Source organism: Silvanigrella sp. (genome assembly GCF_044369315.1).
Lineage (GTDB): Bacteria > Bdellovibrionota_B > Oligoflexia > Silvanigrellales > Silvanigrellaceae > Silvanigrella.
This window is the reverse complement of sequence record NZ_JBIPMD010000015.1, coordinates 1-21,857: the sequence shown is the minus strand read 5'-3', so window position 1 is coordinate 21,857 and position 21,857 is coordinate 1. Positions and strand designations below refer to the sequence as shown.

Genomic DNA, 21,857 nt, shown 5'->3' with positions numbered 1-21,857 from the left:
AAAGTCTAGAGAAAGACTATATATTTTAATTAATAAAATCAAGTTATTAAATTTTTTATTCATTTAGATTTAAAAAAATAGTTTTCAAGAAATTTAGCAACACCATCATCGTCATTCGTAGAAGTTATAAATTTGGCATGCGCCTTAGCTAGTTTCGTTCCATTAGCCATAGCAACACCATAGCCACAATTTGCAATCATAGTTTCATCATTATCACCATCACCAATAGCAATAAAATCTGAAATATTTAATTTATGGTAATTTGCATATTCTTGAACACCTAAAAATTTAGAAACTCCGACGGCATTTATTTCTAATGAATCCGATTTAGATAAAACAGAGCTTAAGTGAGGTAAATTTTTATTCAATATATTTAAAAACTCTTTTAAGTTATTTGGACTAGAGACAAACATGATTTTTTCAGCCAAATGCGCTTTAAAAGCATCTTCCCCAATGACATCAGGAGCAAATCCAATTATTTCTATCTCTTCTTTTGCTTTTTCAGTATGAAAAGGGATAAGCCATTTAAAACCAGAATAAATATGCATTGTAATTTCATTTTTTGGATTTAAGGAAAGATATTCTTTTAAAAGTTCTCCAATTTTTAAAACATCAACTTCACTAATGGAATTTCGATATAATATTTCATTCGCATTTTTTGCAATAATAGCTCCATTCCCACCAATCATTGGTAATTCCATTAAACCAATATCAGCAGCGATATGAAGTACAGAACGAATAGGGCGAGCACTTGCTAAAACAATTTTTATTTCATTTTTATGTAATTTATTTAATATATTTTTTGTATAATTAGATATTTGATGTTTTGAATTTAATAAAGTACCATCTAGATCAATTGCGACTGCTTTCATATTTTAAATCTTTCCTATTTCATTTTTAATTTAAAGATTTTAATAATGATTTAAATTTTTCGACTTGCCTTAATGTACTCGATTCATTTGTATATAAATGAGCTTCTTGCATTGAAATCCATTTTAAATCTAAAGACTCTTCCGAAATAACGATATTCTCTTTTTCATCCGCAATCAATAAATATCGAATGTCAAAATGAAAATGAGCGGGTTCATGGTTTCTTTCTGGAATTAAATGTATGTCTAGATCAAATGGAATAGGAATATTTTTATTAATGTCATTATAATTATATATGTTAGGAAATTCTAAAATATTTATAAAATTTAAATTTTTTAAACCTGATTCTTCCATTGCTTCACGCATTGCAGAATTATGAATTAAATGCTCACCATCACAATGCCCACCCAATTGCAACCATTTTTTAAGTTTTGCATGGTAGGTAAATAAAATTTGTGTAAAATTTGAATTTACTACAAATGCAGAAGAAGTAACATGGCCAAACAAATTTTCTCGCATAAAACAATTTGAATTATCTTGAATAAAGCCGCAGATTTGATCAAACGATTTTATTTGTTCAGAATGAGATTGAGGAATATCCTTGAAGAGTTGATTTAATACCTTTTCTTTATAAATAGAAAGAGTTTCAAGAATTAAATTTCGATTTCCATAATTTTTGGAACTTAACATTTTTTACACCAAAACATTAATTCGTTTTAATTAAATTTTTTCCTAACTGAAAAAAATAAACCCAAACTACAGCGAATATAATTAAAAATCCTCCAAACAAAGACTTAGAGGTCATACTCTCGCTGAGTATCACATATCCAAAAAAGATAGCAAATACTGGTTCTAAAATATAAATGAGCGAAGCTCTTTCAGGCGTTGTTTTGCACTGGTATTTTGCTTGCAAAACAGTTGTTCCAACCATTGAAATTGCACCCAAATAAAACAAAGCGATATAAGCACCTAAACTTGTTGGTAATAAATGAGAAGACTTTTCTGCAAAAGGAAGAAATGTTGTTGCTAAAATACACATAAATAAAATTTCCAAAAAAGCAAATATTTTACTTTTTTCATATTTTTTAATAAATATTTGAAGAACATGAATATGAATAGAAAAAGTAATTGCACAAAGAATTGTCCAAAAATCACCTTTAGACAAACCTTCTCCATCTAGAGGGCTTGTTAAAAAAAACATTCCTACCAAAGCAATCACCATAGAAACAACATCTTTAATAGAAGGAATTAGCTTTTGAAAAATGGGGGATAATAATGGAACAAAAACTATCGTTAAATTTGTCAAAAAAGCGCTTCGTCCTGAATGAATTGTTTCAAGACCAAAAACTTGGAATAAATGAGAAAAATAAATTAATACCCCTAAGACTATTCCTAAAGGTAAATATTTTAAACAATCTTTTCTATCTTCTTTTTTTAAAAAAACAAAAGGCAATAAAACAAAAACGGCTAATAAGGATCTAAAAAAAACAAGTGCAAACGAACTCATTTCAGCAATGACAACACGAGTTATCGGAAAAGTTAAACCCCAAATTACAGTTAATAAGACAAGAGCAATTTCAGCCCGAAACCTTTGTGATGTATGCATTTTTTTACCTAATTTTAGTTCATATTATCTCAAATTCAATTAGAAATTAAAATTATAATGGAGGACATTAAAATGCAAGATTAAAATTAAAATAATTTTTTTAAAAAACAATTCACAATTGTTTAAATCATATGTTAAATATCGTATGAAGATTGTTGCTGTATTCTTAATTTATAATAATAGGAGCTAAATCGATGTCTAACCTTGATACGCTTTTTAAAGAACATATTCAAATCCGAATGCGTAGTGCGGATAAAGCTTTAGAGGCTCTTAATTATCGTTCCTTAATTTTAGGAGCAGGAGAGCCTTTTGGCTATTTTGCAGACGACAGCTATGCTCCTTTTAAAACTAACCCACATTTTGCACACTGGTGTCCTGCCGCAGGGCCTCATCATGTTTTAAAATATGAAATAGGCAAAAAACCTTTGTTAATTTATTATTCACCAGATGACTTTTGGCATTTACATGAAAGATTAGACAACCCATTTTGGGCTTCTCATTTTGATATTATTGAAGTTGGGACAAAAGAAAAAATTTGGGAAATGCTTGGTGATTTAACTTATTCTGTTTTTCTAGGTAACGAAACAAAATATGCTTGTGCAAAAAATATAAAAATAAATTGCGAATTAATGGAAGCACGCTTAAATTGGCACAGACGTTTTAAATCTGATTATGAAATTCATTGTTTATCAGAAGCCAATCGCATTGCTGCGAAAGGACATTTTGCTGCGAAAGAAGCTTTTTATAATGGCGATTCTGAATATGAAATTCACATGTCTTATTTAAAAGCGATGCAGTGTGTTGATACAGATTTATCATATACAGGTATTGTTGCATTAGATAAAAATGGGGCAATATTACATTATCACGGAAGAGACAAAAAACGGAATGGAAATGTTTTACTAATAGATTCGGGTGCTACTTATAATCATTATGGCTCCGATATCACAAGAACCTATGCAACAAAAAATTGTGACCCCGTTTTTTTAGAGCTACTTGCTCAGACAGAAAAACTGCAAAAAGAACTTTGCCAATCTGTAAAACCAGGCCTCTATTATCCATCATTACATGAAACATGTCATTTAAAAATTGCAGAAATTTTAGAAAATGTGGGGATATTAAAAATTTCAGGTGACTACGAAACAGCTTTAAAAGAAGGAATTACAAAAGTATTTTTACCACATGGACTTGGTCATAAATTAGGAATTCAAGTTCACGATATTGGCGGTAAACAACTTGATGAACAAGGAAACCCAGCTCCTTTAAATCCATCAAATGTTACTTATCGCTCATTAAGATTTGTTGGTACTTTAGATCAATCCGTAGTTGTTACCATTGAACCAGGAATTTATTTTATTCAATCCTTGTTAAGTCAATTTAAAGATTCAAATAAACATGCAGATAAAATAAATTGGAGTTTAATTGAAAGACTGATGCCTTTTGGAGGCATCAGAATTGAAGATGACGTTGTACCAATAGGACATTCGAATCGTAATTTAACAAGAGAATATTTACCTTAATATTCTCTTGTTTCACATTCCATTTTGAACACGATGAATTGTAAATGTAATTAAATTAACAATTTCTTCAATATCGCAATTTCGAGCCAACACATTAACTGGTTTTTTCATTCCCGTTAATATAGGTCCAATAGATGTTGCGCCACCTAACTTACTCAAAAGTTTATAGGCTATATTACCCGAAGTTAAATCAGGAAATATAAGAACATTAGCAGGTCCTTTTAAGGTAGAAAAACCATAGGAGCGCTCAAGAAGCTCGGAAGATAAAGCAAAGTCTGCTTGCATTTCGCCGTCAATCTCAATATCTGGTCTAAGTCTTTTCACAATATCTGTTGCTTTACATACTTTATCCGACTCAGGATGTTTTGTACTTCCAAAGTTACTAAAACTTAACATTGCAACTCTTGGCAATTCATTTAAATATATTTTAGCCATATCATGTGTCTGAATTGCAATTTGTGCTAATTGTTCTGCATTAGAATTAATATTAACAGTTGTATCAGCTACAAATATACTTTTATCTTTCCAAAGTAACATATAAATACCAGCTAAAACTTTATCTGCTTTTGTTCCAATAATTTGCAATGCAGGTCTTAAAGTATCACCATAATTATGATGAACCCCAGAACAAAATGCGTCTGCCTCTCCACAGTCAACCATCATAGAAGCAAAATAATGATGATCTCCAGTCATAAGTTCGTAGGCACCCATTCTGGTTACACCCTTACGAGCTCTTTTTTCTAATAAAAGCGATGCATATTTTTCTGTTCTTTTATCTTCACTTGGATCAATAATTTCAACCCCTGCGAGTTGTTTTTCTAATTTGCTATCTTGAATTAATTGTTTAATTTTCTCAATATTACCAATTAAAATAGGTTCACAAATTCCTTCAGAGCGAACAATTTCGGCAGCTTTTAATATTTTAGGACTTGTACCTTCAGGTAAAACAACTTTTAATTTTTTACCATGAGTTCTATTTGCTACAACAACATTTCTTTTTATTTTTCTTGTTACGGATTGCAAAATACCCAAACGAGATTCCAGTTGATCCACATACTGTTCAAGATCAATATTTTTTCTTGATACTTTTGTATCCATAGCTGCTTTTGCAACAGCTGGAGCAACTCTAAGTAACAAACGAGGATCAAATAGTTTTGGAATTAAATATTCTCTTCCAAATCCTAGCTCGGAACTATTTGCATAAGATTTTGTTACGCTTTCAGGAATATCTTCTTTTGCTAATGCAGCAATCGCGTGAACAGCTGCCATTTTCATTTCTTCATTAATGCGTCGTGATAAAACATCCATCGTACCCCTGAATATATAAGGATAACCCAGAACATTATTCACTTGGTTTGGATAATCGGAACGGCCTGTAGCTATAATAGCATCTTGTCTTACCGATTTTATATCCATTGGAGAGATTTCGGGATCAGGATTCGCCATAGCAAAAATAATAGGATCTTTTGCCATTGTACTAACCATTTCTTTTGTAACGGCTCCAGCTACACTTAAGCCACAAAAAAAATCGGCTCCCTCTATTGCTTCGGCAAGAGTTCTTTTACGTGTTTCATTTTCAAAGCGTTCTTTATATTTATTCATACCTTCCGTACGGCCTTTATAAACAACTCCTTTTGAATCACATAAAATTAAATTTTCTCTTTTTAAACCTAGATTTATATACATTTGTGCGCATGCAATTGCTGCTGCGCCCGCACCGTTCACGACACACTTAATATCAGAAATATTTCTGCCAGTAATTTCACATGCATTTAGCAAAGCAGCACCACTGACTATCGCTGTTCCATGCTGATCATCATGAAAAACAGGAATATCTAATTCTTCGCGAAGTTTTTCTTCTACTTCAAAGCATTCTGGCGCTTTAATGTCTTCAAGATTAATTCCACCAAAAGTGGGTTCAAGCATGCGGCATGCAGAAATAATTTCTTCAGGTGTTTTTGCGTTTAATTCAATATCGTAACAATCAATATCAGCAAACATTTTAAATAAAACGGCTTTGCCTTCCATGACTGGCTTTCCTGCCATAGGACCTATTGCACCTAATCCAAGAACAGCTGTTCCATTCGTAACAACGGCAACAAGATTTCCTTTAGCTGTATACTCATAAACTAAAGAGGGATCTCTTGCGATTTCTTTACATGGCTCTGCCACACCTGGAGAATAGGCTAGGGTAATGTCTTTTTGATTTTTACATTCTTTTGTAATACCAGTTTCTATCTTACCTTTACGCCCCTTGCTATGATAATATAGGGCGTCTTCTCTTAAACCCATGTTACCTTCCTCCTCTAAAGCTACGAGATGATGTCATGGGAACAACCATATTTAGGGTATCCTTTTAGAATACGGCTTGCAATGTGATAAGCTAACACTATCCTTTAAAATTGAGCTCCGAAATTTAAAGAGGTTAATATATAATGAAGGTTTTACTCATAGACGATGATGCTGATTTATTGGAAATGAACGTAAAAAGATTTAAGCGTAAAGGTTATGAAGCTGAATTTGCACAAAATCTTTCATCGGCTAGAAATATTTTAAAAAACTCAACAGATATCAATAGTATTGTTTGTGATCTTTTTTTATTAGATGGAGAAAATGGCGTTGATTTTTTTGAAAATGAAGTAAAAGCTACATTTAAAGGGAAATTTGTATTAGCTACCGGAGATGACACCGCTGACCCAAGAATTGAAAAAAATAAACAAGATAATAAAAATTTTACCTGTTTTCAAAAACCATACTCAATTGATGATGTTATAAAATTTATCGAGCAATAATATGGCTATTAAGTTAAAAAATAATCAAAAAATAAAAGAAGAATTAGGAAACTGGGTCAAACTAAATGATGCCGCACAAATTTTACAAGTATCTGAGATTACCTTACGAAGAAAAATAAAATCAGGTCAAATAAAATCTGAGCTTAGAGAGGGAAAATACTTTGTATATATTAAAGAATCCCAATTAAAAGAAAAAAAGATTGATATTATAAATTTTGAAAAATATTTAACCGAAAAAGAAATTGAAATTAAAAATTTAAAAACTCAATTATATGACCAAAAAATTCTTATTGATGCCTTAGAAGAGAAATTAACTTATTTAGTTAAAAGAGTGATATAAATAATTAATACGAATTTACATTCACATCACCGGACACACTTTTTGATTTTATTGTAAACTTTGCATTATTTGATACAAAGGCTTCATGTAATTTAAATTGCCCAGAAACAGATTTAAAAGAATAATTTAACTCTGTTTTTTTCGGAATAATTATTTTAACATTCCCACTTACAGTATCTGTAGCAAGAATATCTCCACTTAATATATTAGAGTACTTTATATCAATATCACCACTTACACTCTTTGCATTTAAATTCTTATGAAAACCTTGTACTTTAACTTCTCCAGATACAGACTTTATATTTAAATTTTCACTCTGCCCATTAAAAGACAGATCACCACTCACCGCTTTTAAATCGAGAGAGGAATATTCACCAGTTATTTCTGTTCTACCAGAAACTATTTTGGTAGCGATAGATGAATTTTTTGGAAGAGAAATTTTTATTTCAGCTTTACACCCCCTTTTATTTTCTAGCCAATTGTCTCCTTTTTGATAATCAACATAGATTTCTCCCGCATTATTTGTAATTTCTAAATTACAAAAAGGGGCTATTTTTTTTATATTTATAGTAACTATATTATTTTGCGCTTGTTGGATTAAAACATGAGCATCTAAAACAACTATATTTAAATTCACATTTTTTTGATTTTCATATATTTTTTCTACATTTTCTAAATTTTTAAAATCATTACTTTTGCCTTGAGCAAGAACAAAAGCACTTCCGTAACAAGCTGTCATAGAAATAAAAGAACCAATAATTAAATTTTTTTGATTAAATTTCATTTTAAACTCTCTGAATTAATTTTAGAAATTTTCAAACTAAATTGAACATGCTTAATAAATATTTTTAATAATTTATTAGTTATAAAATAACATATATTTAATAACAAAATACCAAGAAAAAAATTACCTAAGTGAAAAAGTCCGGAAGATAAAAAATTTGTATTACATATATTTATACAACTCAACATACATTCTACAAAATGAAGGAAATTAAAAAAAGTAAAAGAAAAAGAACTAATCCAAATAAATAGTCCAAAAATAGAGACAATAAAATAAGGAATTCCAAAAAATACTAAATTAAAAAAACCTACACCCGTAACAAGAAAATAGGATTGCAAAGCGGGTAACAACTTTTTTGGAACAAAAGTATTTGAATTTATTTTATGAATTATTTTTTCGGATGAAAAAGACTTAGCTATAATGCAAGGATCTCCTAAACTTTGAATAACTTCTTGTTCTGTTTTTCCAGACTCTTTCGCAGCATAAAAATGCTCTTCATAATCTCTTAATATTTCTTCTTTCTCCGCATCACTCATAAAGGAAAGAGAATTTTTTAACTTTTGTAAAAAAATTGTTTTATTCATATTTTACCTCAAACCCATTTGAGCCAATAATATTATTGATGCTAGTTGAAAATTGATTCCACTCTTTAATCATTTCAACCATTTTTGTATTTCCTATGGCACTTAATTTGTAATATTTACGCGGTGGACCTTCCCCTGATTCTTTCAAATAGGTTTCAAAATAACCCTCATTTAATAGTCTACGTAAAAGAGGATAAATCGTGCCTTCAACTACAATTAAATGTTTTGAAATAATCTCAACTAATTCGTATCCGTAACAGTCTTTTTTACTTAAAATAACAAGAACACAGAGTTCCAAAACACCTTTTTTCAATTGAGAATTCAAAATCACAAACCCCCTGCTCCAGTACAATTGATTGCCATGTACTTTGTATTACACAGTACATAGAAAGGCAAGGAAACTACACAAATACTTTTAAAGATATCTAATTAGGAACGAAAAATTAAATACAAGAATATATTTATACTCTCTAAATATAAGAAACAATAATTATATTAAATAATTGGTATGCAAAAGTAATACTTATTTTATAATGTAACTCTAATTTACTATATAATTTAAAAATATTTGTGCTATTTTTTAAAATAAACAATTAATATAATTGACATTAAAAATAAATTAATAAATGATTGCAGATCTTGAAACCCAAGATAGTGACTCAAAGATTCTTTAAAACGAAAATATGCAATTGTACATGGACAAAATTATCGATTAAAATATTTATTAAATTAAGGAAAAATATGTCAACCCTTAAAAGATTTAAAGCTTCTAAACTTATTTTTACAACCCCAATTATTTTTCTTATATCTGATATCATTATTCCTTATTCAAGAGAAATTCACTTATTTGTTACTTTTTTATTTTTTATTGGAAGTTTATATGCTTATAATAAAACTAAAATTATAATTTATAACAATAAATATATTATTAAGAACAATAATTTATCAATTATTTTTCCAAAAATTGAGAAAATATCGAAAAATAAAATTACGGAGTACAAATTAAATGACAAAATTTTATTCAAATTCATTAAAATTAAATATATAGAATTTAAAATTGAAAAAAATTCAAAATATAATTTATTTTTTTATAGATAATCATTTTCATATATAATTTATGATAATAATATAATTTTAGATTTATCCTTTCAAAAAAATAAATATATTTATTAAATTATACATTTTAAATAAATCCCATTTAAAATGTATAAGTGTTATTATAAATTTTTAAAAAATCTTTAACTGATAAGTATTTGAAATTAAAAAACTCAATTATATGACCAAAAATTTCTTATTAATTTCTTTTAAGAGAAATTAACTTTTTTATTAAAAAAATCATCATATCAATATTATTGACTTATATTAATTTATAAACCCAGTTATCTTAAATAAATTTCAATTTTACAGTGTTATTCCCTAAAAAAGTTGCAATAGTTTTAAATAACCATTAATATCTTTAACTATTAAATGGATAAATAAATTATCTATTTTTATATAATTTTCAAATTTAAAATCTATTTTTTAGAAGTGGTAATTCAAATGCGTCCCATAAAAAAGTTAGCTTATCTTTTTTTGACTTTTAACCTAAATTCATATGCCCAAGAGCTAAATTCAAATAAAATCATACTATCGCTAGACCTTGAAAAAGCCATGGATATTGCGGAAAAAAACTCTTCCGAGGTAAAACTAACAAATACAGAGTTACAAAACTTTAACTCCCAACATACTTTATCCTTTTTTAAATTAGGCCCTTCACTAAGTGTCCAAGGTTCTACGAATTGGTATCCAAATCAAAATTCAAATTACAATTCATCCTCTCCTGACAGAAAAGCGGATGCATCTATAAGTTTAGAACAGCCCATTACAGGACTTTGGCAGAATGCATATAAAATATCAGAGCTTTCTTCTAAAACCGATAGTGCTTCTTTCGACCTAAAGGGCGCTAAAATTAAAGCTCGCACCGAAGGTGCGCAAACTTTTATCAATTCTCAACAGGCATATAATGATTTAGAAATAAAAAAAGCTGCATACGAATATTCAACGTTACTTTACAAAGAAACAAGCATTTTATTTGAAACAGGAGACGAGACAAAAGATAAAATTGACTTATTACTTTCACAAGCAAATGCAGCAAAAAGTGAAATTGCCTACGAAAATGCAAAAAATGAATTTCAAAATAAAGTAGCAGATTTAAAAAAAGCGCTTAATTTAAATGAAAATGTTTCTATACAAATAAAAAATGAAGATAAATCCAATTGGGAAAAACAAGAAAATAAAATTCCAGAATTAAATACACTTTTAAATCAAAGCCAAAAAAACAGAAGTGAAATAAAAAGTCTCGACTCTAAAATTAAAGCAACTAATTCAAATATTGCCTATCAAAATTTTAATTTTCTTCCTTCAGCAAGTTTTGTATCCTCATATTCTAATTCAGAATCATTTGGAAATAAATCTAATGCTTTAGATCCCAATTCGGGTACTTTTTTATCTGACAATTCCTTCAGTGTTGGATTAAAATTATCATGGACAATATGGGATTCTGGAATTTCGCTTTCTAACCGTATTGATTCTGTTAATGAACTAGAAAAAAATAAAATTAATAAAGATAAAAAATTAATAGATATTTCTAACGAGGTTATAAATGCATTTAATAATTTAAAAACGAGTATTTTAGTTTTACCACAATCAAAATCAGTGGCAGAAGTTTTAGAACAAGCCTATAAATTATCAAAAATAAAATACAAGACAGGTAATTTAAACGCCTCTGAGCTTATTAAAACACAAAACGAATTTATTAATTCTAAAATTGAATTATCTAAATTAAGAAGCGATATTGATAATAATTGGATTAAATTACAAGCTGCAATAGGAAAAAATCCTATCTCTTCAGACAAAAGGTGAAAAATGAAAATCACATGTCATTTAAAAAGTAAAATAATTTTTTTTATACTCTTTATTTCATTTGTATCATGTACAAAAAATGATAAAAATAAAGCCTCTTTACCAGAACAAAGTATAAGTAAAGAAAATAAAAAAGAGGAAAATCAAAAAAATTTAGTAAAAGAACAAGTACCTACACCTTCTAAAAAAGAAGAAACAAGCACAATAAATACATCTCTAGATTCCGAAAGTGTCCCAAGTATTCCTGCTTATATAAAGGCTGAAAATCAAAGTTCTATTGGTTTTTCAACTTCTGGAAGTATAACTCATATTTATTTTCGTTCTGGCGAAGAAGTAAAACAAGGACAAATTTTAGCTTCTATGGAAGATAACCAAGCTTCAATTGACGTAAAAACTGCCAAAATTGATGTCAGTTTAAAAAAACTAGCTCTTGATCAGCAAGAAAAAAATACCCAAAGAATGGAGAAACAATATAAAAGTGGCATTGTTAACTTAGCAACCTATGAAAAAGAAAAAAATTTATTTGAGTCTAAAAATTTGGAGCATCAATCTGCTCAAGCGAATTTAGCTGGTAAAGAATATATTTTAAAATCTACTAAAATATTAGCTCCGTATAATGGAGTCATAACAAAAGTTGAAAAGTCTGTTGGAGATTATGTTTCTACAGGAACTTCTGTTTTTCAAATAATGCAAAATAAAAACTTTAAATTATTTGCTCAAGTTCCTATTACTTATTTTAATCAATTAAAAATTGGAATGAAACTTGAAGTCCACAATCCAAATACTGGGAATAAAGGCGAAGCTATTATAAAAAGAGTCGTTCCTGTAGTCGATTCTGTTACAAAAACATTTGATATATATGCAGATGTTACTTCTTTTAATGATAAATTGGCGCCTGGTGTTTTTTTAGAAATTAAACTTAAAACAAAATAATAAAGAGCGAATCCTATGTTTTTATCAAATGTTTCGATAAAAAGACCTTATTTTGCTTCAATGATAAATTTAGTTATAATTATATTTGGCCTTATCTCTTTTTCAAGAATGGGCATAGACCGTGAACCTAACGTTGAATTTCCTTATGCATCTGTTTCTGTTAATTATAATGGAGTCAATCCTAAAACATCTGAAGAAATCCTTTTAAAACCTTTGGAAGATGCTTTGAAAGGTCTACAAGGGTTAAAAACAATGTATGGCTCTGCTTTTCAAGGTGGCGCTAGTATTTTTTTAGAATTTAATCTTGAAATCGATGGAGACAAAGCTGTAAATAATGTTCGAAATATTATTAGTGCTGTTAATCTACCTAAAGATGCTGAAAAACCTATTGTTAAAAAAATAGAATCGAATAAAAAGCCCATCATGGAATTAGGTATCACATCTAAATCGTTATCGACTCAAGAAATATCTCGTTTTACTTTAGATGAAATAAAGCCAAGACTACAGCGAATAGAAGGTGTTGGTGATGTCCTTGTTTATGGATATCAAGATCGTGAAATACATATTAATTTAAATTCATCTTTATTAAATGCAATGCAAATTAGTCCAAATAGTTTAAAAGGGAATATTGAAAATCAAATTTTAAATAAACCTTCAGGAACATTACGAAGTGCTTTAATAAACATGGGGATTTCCACTTATAGTATTCCCTATACTATTGACTCCATCGCTAAAATACCTATCAATATAAAAGATAAACCTCTGATTCGTATTGAGGACTTTGCTACTGTTACAAATTCTTTAGCGGAAGAAACGTCTTATTCTGAGTTCAATGGTGTTAAAACAATTTCAATTGCAATTAAAAAAGAATCCAAAGGAAATATTCTTGAAATTGCAACTCATATTAAAAAAGAAATTGAAAAATTAAATAATGAGAATACAAATAAAATAGAAATTATTACACTTAGTGATGACTCTTTATATATTAAAGACTCTTTTAATGCAGTTTTATTTGATATTATTTTAGGTGCTTTTTTAGCTGTAGTTGTTGTATTTATTTTTCTTCATGACTGGAGAAATACATTCATTTGTTCTGTGGCAATACCAGCTTCTTTAATAGGGACGTTTGCTGTTATTCATTATTTAAATTTTACATTAAATGATCTTACATTACTTGGCTTAACACTTTCAATTGGTATATTAGTAGATGATGCTATTGTTGTTATTGAAAACATTCATAGACATAAATTAATGGGTAAAAGCGCTATTAAAGCGGCGATGGATGGGTCTGCTGAAATTGGACTCGCGGCACTTGCTGTCACCTTAGCTATTGTAGCTGTATTTGTACCAATTGCTTTTATGGAAGGGATTGTGGGGCGCTATTTTTATGAATTTGGAATAACAGTTGCTACTGCTGTTTTAATTTCATTATTTGTTGCATTTACAATTGTTCCTATGATGAGTAGTAAATTATTAAATGAAAATAATATTAAAAAAGAAAATAAATTTATCATATTATTTAATCAATTTTTTAATAAAATACAAAATAATTATCAAAATATTTTAAAAAGAATTTTAAAAAGAAAAAAAACAACTATTTTAATTGGATTTATTATTTTTATTTTGAGTGTTTTATTATTAAATTTTGTCCCAAAAACGTTCCAGCCCGATGTCGATGACAGTAAAGTTTATTTTAATTTTTCTTTAGCCCAAGGAACACCTCTAAGCACTTCAATTCATAGAGCAAAAGAAATTCAAGAGTTTATACGAAAATACCCCGGTGTTGAAAACGTTTCTATGAACGTAGGAGCTGGTGAATCAAATTCTGTAAGCACACTCAATTTCACAATTATACTTGTAAAACCAAATAAAAGAAATTTTACTAAAAATCAGTTTACAAACCATATTACAAATGATGCTAAAAAATTTATTCGTAACGATAAAGAAAAAATGGGATCGGGCGACAGTTATAAACAAATTCAAGTGAATTTAATTTCTAGCAACAAAGATGCCCTAAACTCGTATTCAAAAAAATTAATCGAATTTATCAATACCATTCCTGACGCAAAAGGAGCAACAAGCTCACTTCAAGATCCTGCCTATGAATTAAGAGTGTTACCTAATAGATTAAAAGCAGCATCTTTTGATGTCAGTTTAAATGATATTGCAGACACCATTGAATTATTATTTAAAGGAGTTAAAGTTGGCAATTTTTACGCTGACGGAAGATTTTACGATATTAAAATAATGCTCCCAATAAAAATAAATCAAACAATGAATGATTTAACGGGAGTCCTTGTTCCAAACTCAAAAGGCGGACAAGTATTATTATCCAGTGTTGCAACTATAGAAAAAGTACCTGTAGATCCCCAAATTGAGCATATTAATGGCAATAATATGCTAAAAGTAAGCGCTGATTATTATGGAAAAGATTTAGAGTCTGCCGTTCATAAAATAGAATCTTTTATAAATAAAACCATTCCTTTTGGTGTTACGCACGGACTGGACGGAAATTCTGAGTTTTTTAAAGAAACAATTAAAAATATTTCAAGCGCTTTATTATTAGCTATTTTATTTATTTTTATGGTTTTATGCGCTCAATTTGAGAATATGAAAGCACCACTTTCTATTATGCTGAGTGTTCCGTTATCTTTTTCAGGAACTTTTTTAGCCCTTCTTATTACAAATGAAGCTTTATCAATAGACTCCATGATAGGAATTATTTTATTGATGGGACTTGTTACGAAAAACGCTATTTTGTTAGTTGAATTTGCTCAACAAAAAATGGCTGAAGGTTTAAATGTGGAAGAAGCACTTTTGGAAAGTGCTGTTGTCCGCTTTAAACCTATTATGATGACAACCCTTACTATGATAGCTGGTATGTTACCTTTAATTTTAAGCTCTGGAGAAGGAAGCGAAGCAAGGGCAAATATGGGTATTGCGGTTATGGGTGGCCTTATTTCTTCTACCATATTAACTTTAATTATTGTTCCCTGTGCTTATAGCCTTTTAATAGGCTTTAAACCACAATCTATTCGGACAAAACTCCTTATGCGTCAAAAGCAGAAGATAAAAAATTCCTAATAAGTTGATATTTTGGACTCAAACATTTTTAACTGCAATCATAAGCTCTTTATATTATTAACGTAACTTAAAAGTGTTCTTTTTTATAAATAAAAATAAATATATTTTAAGATAAAAAAAAAGAAGCCAAAAAAAAAGATTGATTTTAAATTCACGGGAGTGTGATCAATGGGAAATAAAAGCCTATCCTTTAAAATTATAACCTCTATCTCTATTTTGGTAGCTCTTATTTTATTTTCATGTGTTTACTGCATAACCATGATTAATAAAACCCAAGTTTATGCACAAGACACCGCAACAAACTGGCTTCCTAACATTGAAATGATGGGCAAAATAGCCAATATATTTGGCAGTCTGTCACGCCGACATGTTCTTGTTATGGCGAATAACCTTGCGAATCAACTTGAAGAAGCTGAAAAAAATCAAGCAGATCTTGCAAAATTCAGAGAAACCTTAGAAAAATACTTAAAGGATTATGTTACTAATGGAATGATTGCACCAGGAGAGCAAGCTTATTATGACGCTTCTTTAAAAAGCTATAATGAATATTTAAAAGCCTTTGATGAAGAAATAGACATGGCAAGAAATGGCAAAGCCATCGAAGCCTTAACTCATTATAAAAAAATTGGGCGAAAATTAGCCTTAGAATTTCAAGCTAATATTGAAAAAGAAACAGAATTTAATTCAAAAGGTGCACATGATTCAACAAAACAAGGAACTAGTTTAACAAGCATCACCAATTGGACAATGTCTGCCGTATTGCTGCTTTCTGCAATTATTAGTGCAATTATTGTTGTTATAATATTAAAACTGACAAATACCATTAAAAATTCCATTGAAAGTTTAAAGAAACAAGGTGACAACACCATGAAAATTTCTAAGGTGTTGATGCACAGCTCACAGTCTTTATCAGAATCTGTAACGGAACAAGCGGCTTCCGTGCATGAAACCACGGCTGCCATCAATGAAATTACAAGCATGGTGAATAAAACTTCAGAAAATGCGCAAGAGTCTACGAACATAGCAAAAAGTGCTTCGCAAAAGGCAGAAAGCAGCCAAGAAACCATGAAAAAACTGGTAAATAGCATGGAGACCATTCAGGAATCCAACAGCCAATTGCAAAATATTGCAGAAATTATCAATCAAATTCATGCAAAAACTTCGGTCATTAATGACATTGTTTCTAAAACAGAACTTTTATCTTTAAATGCTTCCATTGAATCGGCTCGTGCCGGGGAATATGGAAAAGGGTTTGCTGTTGTTGCCGAAGAAGTAGGAAACCTTGCTAAAATTAGTGGAAAATCGGCACATGAAATTCAAGAGCTCATTGTAAAAAGCCAAGAAGAAGTGAATAAAATATTAAATATAACGAAAGATCGTGTTGCCGAAGGAAAAGTAGTAACAACCGAAGCACAAGAGTCTTTCGTACATATTTCTGAAGACATTATTAGTATGGTGTCTGTTATAGAGCAAATTTCTGCTGCGACAAAAGAGCAAGATATTGGGGTAAGACAAATTACCACTGCTATGTCTGAAATAGACAGAGCAACACAAAAAAACCAACAATCGGTTAACGAAACAGCACAATCTTCAAATGAATTGGTTGAGCAAGGTGAAAAATTAATTCACACCACAAGTGAAATAGAAGTTTTAATTTTAGGAGGAAATAAGGTGGCCTAAAGCCTTATTTCCTTTTATTTTAGGTGAGGTCAGTTATATATGAGCAGCAAAAGTTTATCTTTTAAAATTATTACCTCCATATCTGTCATGGTTGCATTAATTTTATTTAGCTGTGTTTATTGCATTGTCATGATCAATAAAACACAAACTTATGCTCAAGACACCGCAACAAATTGGCTTCCAAGTATAGAGGCTTTTGGAAGAATTAATCTTCAAATCGGTAATTTATCTCGTCGTGCTGTTTTAGTAATTGCAGATGCCGTTGCAGGACAAACAGAACGCCTTGCAAAAAACACAGAAGATTTGAATAAATTTAAAGCGACTCTTGATAAAGAGCTCAATGATTATATTACAAATGGTTTAGGCCCAGGAGAAAAACCATATTATGACGAGACCATGTCAGCGTATAAAGAATATATAAAAACGTTTGAAGAAGAATTTGCTATGATTAAGGAAGGAAAAGGGCTAGAAGCCCTAAAGCCCTAAATCACTACAGCACCATTGGCCGCCCAGCGGTATTTAAGTTAATTGAAAAAGTAACAAAAGAAACGGAATTTAATGCGCAAGGAGCTGAAAGCTCGACCAAACAAGGCTCTAATTTGACAACAATTACAAACTGGACCATGACAATTGTTTTAATTTGCTCTGTTGTTATAAGCTCTATTATTATTGTTGTCATTTTAAAACTGACAAATGCAATCAAAGGCTCTATCGAAAGTTTAAAGAAACAAGGCGATAGCACCATGAAAATTTCAAAAACATTAATGCAAAATTCGCAATCACTTTCAGAATCTGTAACGGAACAAGCGGCTTCTGTACATGAAACCACTGCAGCCATTAATGAAATTACGAGTATGGTGAATAAAACTTCGGAAAATGCGCAAGAGTCTACCAATGTAGCAAAAAATGCTTCTCAAAAAGCAGAAAGTAGCCAAGAAACCATGAAAAAATTGGTGAATAGCATGGAGACCATTCAAGAATCCAACAGCCAATTGCAAAATATTGCCGAAATTATTACTCAAATTCATGCAAAAACTTCAGTCATTAATGACATTGTTTCTAAAACGGAGCTTTTATCTTTAAATGCTTCCATTGAATCGGCACGTGCCGGGGAATACGGAAAAGGGTTTGCTGTGGTTGCGGAAGAAGTAGGGAACCTTGCTAAAATTAGTGGAAAATCGGCGCAAGAAATTCAAGAGCTCATTGTAAAAAGCCAAGAAGAAGTCAATAAAATATTAAATATAACAAAAGAACGTGTCTCAGAAGGAAAAATAGTAACTACCGAAGCACAAGAATCCTTCGTACATATTTCTGAAGATATTATTAGTATGGTGTCTGTCATTGAACAAATTTCTGCTGCCACAAAAGAACAAGACATAGGGGTAAGACAAATTACCACTGCCATGTCTGAAATTGACAGAGCAACTCAAAGAAACCAAACTTCCGTTAATGAAACAGCACAGTCTTCAAATGAGCTCGTGGAACAAGGTGAAAAATTAATTAAGACTACAGACGATATTGAAATATTAATTATGGGTTCAAAAAGCAAAGCTGCTTAATAAAAAAGACTACCAAAATAAGTTATCTGAATAAACAAAAAATTATTCTCAATCTAACTTGAAATAAATATAAAAAATAATTAAAACTAAATTTCAAATCATTTAGGAGTAAATATGCTATATCGTGTATTTATTATTACTGCATTATTATTTATTACAAATTTTTCTTTCGCAAATATTCAATATAAAAATGCAAGTAAAGATCAAACGGCACAAAGTTTATTTGATAGTGGCATGCTTGCTTTTTATGGATATTTGTATTCACAAGCGGAGTATAATTTTAGACAGGCTTTAATTTATGACCCCAATTGCGGTGTTTGTTACTGGGGTTTAGCACTTGCTAAAAAAAAACAAGCATTAGAGCTTGGTCTTCCATTTGGTAAAGTAGGTTACTCTGACATTACAAAAGCCAAATTTTTAGTAAATTCGAGTAATGAATTTTATTCTGATTTAATACAAACAGCAGAGCAGAGTTTTACATTAAACAACACGTCTTCTAAACAATTACAATTAAATTATATCAATTCCTTAAAAAAATTATATGAAAAATATAAAACAAATGAAGAGTGGCATATAGAAACTCTGGCATTATATGTAGACGCTATCGCTTATTATAGCAATGTAGACGACAACTCGAGTATGGACTCTCACTGTGGTAATATATCAAACAATATCTTAAAACAAGAAGCCTTAACAATAATGGATCCTATTTTAAAGGACAACAAATACCCAGATCACCCTGGAATTTTACACACCTATATTCATATGGTAGAACAAAATTTAGAAAATCCTTTAGGTTTGATTGCAGCCGAAAAACTTCCTAAATTTTCAAACAATTCTATTGCACACTATACCCATATGCCCAATCACATTTATTGGCGTCTTGGTATGTATGAAAAAGCCATTGAAGCAAATTTAAATGCAATAAATATTGATGAAAATTACTTTAAAAATAATGGTGCTGGTTTAAATTCTTACTATTATGAATATCACTATTTACATTCTCATCACTTTCTAGCGATATTAGGTGTTTTAACAAATAATTACGATCTTTCTATAAAATTTGCTCGTGAAGTTAAAAACAAAATGGATCCTAGCAGAATGGAAACCTTAGTAAATTATCGGGATACTTTTTTAACATTAGAACACCTTATTTTAGCCCGTTTCGAAAAATGGGATGATATTATTTTACTAGAAACTCCAAAACAACTTGGTCAGCTTGGAAATTTATTTGTAGATTTTTCGAGAGCACTTGCCTATTTAAATTTAAATAAAAAAGAAAATTTCAAGAAATTAAGCCTGAGTATAAAAAAGAAAAAATCTTTAAACAAAGGAACGGTCGAAATTCAAAAATTAGTAGAAACTTATTTACTGGCATCAGAAATGGCATTAAATAAACAGCCCCTTAAAAATATTGAAAATTTATTCTACAAAAATGGGGTACATAGAATAGAGAAAAATTTATTTTCCTATAATCCTCCCTTATGGTTTTTTCCATATCAACTTATGTTATCCAATGAAGCAGCGAAAAGAAAAGATGATATCAATTCAAAAAAATACCATGCTTTATACCAAAATATATATCCAAAATCCGAATTTGGAAAAATTTATACAATTCAAAAATAAATTTTAAACATTCCTTTTTGTAAAATTGTCATATTTTTAGCATTTTTTATCAATATATTTTAACACCCCAAAAGAATACAATTTTAAATATGTATTCTTTTGGGGTGTTAAAATGGGAAATAGAAGTCTTTCATTTAAAATAATTTTATCTATATCCATTCTAGCTTTTTTAATTTTATTTTCATGTACGTATTGCATTTATATGATAAATAAAACTCAAGAATACGCTAATGATACCGGAACAAATTGGATGCCTAGTATCAAAATTATATCTAAAATTAACCTTGCTCTTGGAAACCTTTCCAGAAGAGAGGTTTTGGTCATTGCAAATTCAGTAGCGAATCAAAGAGAACAACTCTCAAAAAATTTAGAAGATCTTAAAACATTTAAAGAAAATTTAGATAAAGAATTTGAAAATTATTCTAAATATATCGGCCCAGGAGAAAAAGAATATTATGATACTACAATAGCAACTTATAAAGAATTTATAAAAAATTACAACGAAGAAATTAATTTAGTTAAAGAGAATAGAGGCATTGAAGCTTTAAATCATTACAATAAAATTGGGAAAAATTCTTTATTTAAATTTTTAGACGCCTTAACTAAAGAAGAAAATTTTAATATTGAGGGTGGTAGGAATTCTACAAAACTGGGAGCTAATTTAACAAGTATTACTATTATTACTATGACAACGGTTCTTATTTTATCTATTTTAGTATGTTTATTAATTATTTTTCTATACTTAAATTAACTAAAAGTATAAGTAAATCAATTATTAGCCTCAAGCACCAAGGCGATGCAACTATGGAAATATCAAATGTATTGATGAAAAACTCTCAAAGTTTATCGGAATCTGTAACAGAACAAGCTGCTTCTGTACACCAAACAACGGCTGCCATAAATCAAATTACAAGTATGGTGAATAAAACTTCAGAAAATGCAACGCAATCGGCATTAGTAGCTAAAGATGCTTCTGTGAAAGCAGAAGGAAGTTTAAAAACTATGAAAAGATTAACAAATAGCATGGACACCATTCAAGAGTCTAATAACCAACTCCAAAATATCGCTGAAATTATCAATCAAATTCACGCAAAAACTTCTGTCATTAATGATATTGTTTCAAAAACAGAGTTGCTGTCCTTAAATGCATCTATTGAATCTGCTCGTGCTGGAGAATACGGTAAAGGATTTGCCGTCGTTGCAGAAGAAGTTGGGAACTTAGCAAAAGTGAGTGGTAAATCGGCAAAAGAAATTCAAGATCTCATTGTTAAAAGCCAAGAAGAAGTGAATAAAATTTTAGGGGTCACAAAAGTTAGGGTAACAGAAGGAAAGACAGTAACAACAGATGTTCAAGATTCTTTTGTCCGCATTTCTGAAGATATTATCAATATGGTATCTGTTATTGAACAAATTTCATCTGCAACAAAAGAACAAGAAATAGGTGTAAGACAAAGTGTCCTCCCAATAAGTGATTTTTACAAAGCATAAATCCAGAATTAAATCTCCTTTTGAGGAGGAGATTTAAATGGAGATGGAAAATAGACTTTTAAAATTGTCAGAGCAAGTTGCTTTTGAAAG

Annotated in this window: 20 protein-coding genes; 13 read left to right on the top strand and 7 right to left on the bottom strand. The window is 29.7% G+C overall.

What is annotated here, in order from left to right:
- Positions 1–59 precede the first annotated feature (59 nt).
- Genes ACIQ56_RS02770 through ACIQ56_RS02760 form a run of 3 tightly spaced genes read right to left on the bottom strand, consistent with a single transcriptional unit; the run spans position 60 to position 2,476 of the window.
- The gene (locus tag ACIQ56_RS02770; protein ID WP_397599555.1) at positions 60–872 is read right to left on the bottom strand and encodes a Cof-type HAD-IIB family hydrolase; all 813 of its coding nucleotides are present in this window, start codon (positions 870–872) and stop codon (positions 60–62) included.
- Positions 873–897: 25 nt separating this feature from the next.
- On the bottom strand, positions 898–1,560 hold the full coding sequence (locus ACIQ56_RS02765; RefSeq protein ID WP_397599554.1) for an NUDIX hydrolase: 663 nt from the start codon (positions 1,558–1,560) through the stop codon (positions 898–900).
- Between the two features lie 16 nt (positions 1,561–1,576).
- Positions 1,577–2,476: a DMT family transporter gene (locus ACIQ56_RS02760; protein WP_397599553.1), complete on the bottom strand. Its 900-nt coding sequence runs from the start codon at positions 2,474–2,476 to the stop codon at positions 1,577–1,579.
- Between the two features lie 194 nt (positions 2,477–2,670).
- Here ACIQ56_RS02760 and pepQ point away from each other — a divergent pair, with 194 nt between their 5' ends.
- Entirely contained in the window at positions 2,671–3,996 is a 1,326-nt protein-coding gene (gene pepQ / locus ACIQ56_RS02755) for a Xaa-Pro dipeptidase (RefSeq protein ID WP_397599552.1), read from the top strand.
- Positions 3,997–4,008: 12 nt separating this feature from the next.
- On the opposite strand, the gene ACIQ56_RS02750 is transcribed toward pepQ, so the two are convergent.
- Entirely contained in the window at positions 4,009–6,288 is a 2,280-nt protein-coding gene (locus ACIQ56_RS02750) for an NADP-dependent malic enzyme (RefSeq protein WP_397599551.1), read from the bottom strand.
- Between the two features lie 143 nt (positions 6,289–6,431).
- Here ACIQ56_RS02750 and ACIQ56_RS02745 point away from each other — a divergent pair, with 143 nt between their 5' ends.
- Positions 6,432–6,788 (top strand): response regulator, encoded by a 357-nt coding sequence (locus ACIQ56_RS02745; RefSeq protein ID WP_397599550.1) that lies wholly within the window; start codon positions 6,432–6,434, stop codon positions 6,786–6,788.
- 1 nt (position 6,789) lies between these two features.
- The gene (locus tag ACIQ56_RS02740) at positions 6,790–7,128 is read left to right on the top strand and encodes a hypothetical protein (protein ID WP_397599549.1); all 339 of its coding nucleotides are present in this window, start codon (positions 6,790–6,792) and stop codon (positions 7,126–7,128) included.
- Between the two features lie 4 nt (positions 7,129–7,132).
- Here the strand turns inward: ACIQ56_RS02740 and ACIQ56_RS02735 are convergent, their stop codons facing one another.
- From ACIQ56_RS02735 to ACIQ56_RS02725, 3 genes are read right to left on the bottom strand one after another with little or no spacing between them, the layout of a single operon-like run.
- Entirely contained in the window at positions 7,133–7,912 is a 780-nt protein-coding gene (locus ACIQ56_RS02735) for a DUF4097 family beta strand repeat-containing protein (protein ID WP_397599548.1), read from the bottom strand.
- Complete coding sequence (locus ACIQ56_RS02730; protein WP_397599547.1) at positions 7,909–8,496, bottom strand: DUF1700 domain-containing protein; 588 nt, start codon at positions 8,494–8,496, stop codon at positions 7,909–7,911. Before ACIQ56_RS02730 ends, ACIQ56_RS02735 begins: the two co-directional genes overlap by 4 nt.
- Positions 8,489–8,821, bottom strand: coding sequence for a PadR family transcriptional regulator (locus ACIQ56_RS02725; protein ID WP_397599546.1), 333 nt, complete (start codon positions 8,819–8,821; stop codon positions 8,489–8,491). The genes ACIQ56_RS02730 and ACIQ56_RS02725 overlap by 8 nt, the downstream gene beginning before the upstream one ends.
- A 416-nt stretch (positions 8,822–9,237) precedes the next feature.
- Between ACIQ56_RS02725 and ACIQ56_RS02720 the strand changes: the two genes are divergently transcribed.
- From ACIQ56_RS02720 to ACIQ56_RS02675, 10 genes are all read left to right on the top strand, one after another.
- Complete coding sequence (locus tag ACIQ56_RS02720) at positions 9,238–9,594, top strand: hypothetical protein (RefSeq protein ID WP_397599545.1); 357 nt, start codon at positions 9,238–9,240, stop codon at positions 9,592–9,594.
- Between the two features lie 441 nt (positions 9,595–10,035).
- Positions 10,036–11,397, top strand: coding sequence for a TolC family protein (locus ACIQ56_RS02715; protein ID WP_397599544.1), 1,362 nt, complete (start codon positions 10,036–10,038; stop codon positions 11,395–11,397).
- A 3-nt stretch (positions 11,398–11,400) separates the two neighbouring features.
- Entirely contained in the window at positions 11,401–12,330 is a 930-nt protein-coding gene (locus tag ACIQ56_RS02710; protein WP_397599543.1) for an efflux RND transporter periplasmic adaptor subunit, read from the top strand.
- 15 nt (positions 12,331–12,345) lie between these two features.
- The gene (locus ACIQ56_RS02705; protein ID WP_397599542.1) at positions 12,346–15,414 is read left to right on the top strand and encodes an efflux RND transporter permease subunit; all 3,069 of its coding nucleotides are present in this window, start codon (positions 12,346–12,348) and stop codon (positions 15,412–15,414) included.
- A 168-nt stretch (positions 15,415–15,582) separates the two neighbouring features.
- Entirely contained in the window at positions 15,583–17,094 is a 1,512-nt protein-coding gene (locus ACIQ56_RS02700; protein WP_397599541.1) for a methyl-accepting chemotaxis protein, read from the top strand.
- 39 nt (positions 17,095–17,133) lie between these two features.
- Entirely contained in the window at positions 17,134–17,580 is a 447-nt protein-coding gene (locus ACIQ56_RS02695; RefSeq protein WP_397599540.1) for an MCP four helix bundle domain-containing protein, read from the top strand.
- 113 nt (positions 17,581–17,693) lie between these two features.
- On the top strand, positions 17,694–18,653 hold the full coding sequence (locus ACIQ56_RS02690; protein ID WP_397599539.1) for a methyl-accepting chemotaxis protein: 960 nt from the start codon (positions 17,694–17,696) through the stop codon (positions 18,651–18,653).
- A 114-nt stretch (positions 18,654–18,767) separates the two neighbouring features.
- Positions 18,768–20,279, top strand: a complete 1,512-nt coding sequence (locus ACIQ56_RS02685; protein ID WP_397599538.1) for a hypothetical protein — start codon at positions 18,768–18,770, stop codon at positions 20,277–20,279.
- 112 nt (positions 20,280–20,391) lie between these two features.
- Positions 20,392–21,030 (top strand): MCP four helix bundle domain-containing protein, encoded by a 639-nt coding sequence (locus ACIQ56_RS02680; RefSeq protein WP_397599537.1) that lies wholly within the window; start codon positions 20,392–20,394, stop codon positions 21,028–21,030.
- Positions 21,031–21,083: 53 nt separating this feature from the next.
- Complete coding sequence (locus tag ACIQ56_RS02675; RefSeq protein WP_397599536.1) at positions 21,084–21,767, top strand: methyl-accepting chemotaxis protein; 684 nt, start codon at positions 21,084–21,086, stop codon at positions 21,765–21,767.
- Positions 21,768–21,857 lie beyond the last annotated feature (90 nt).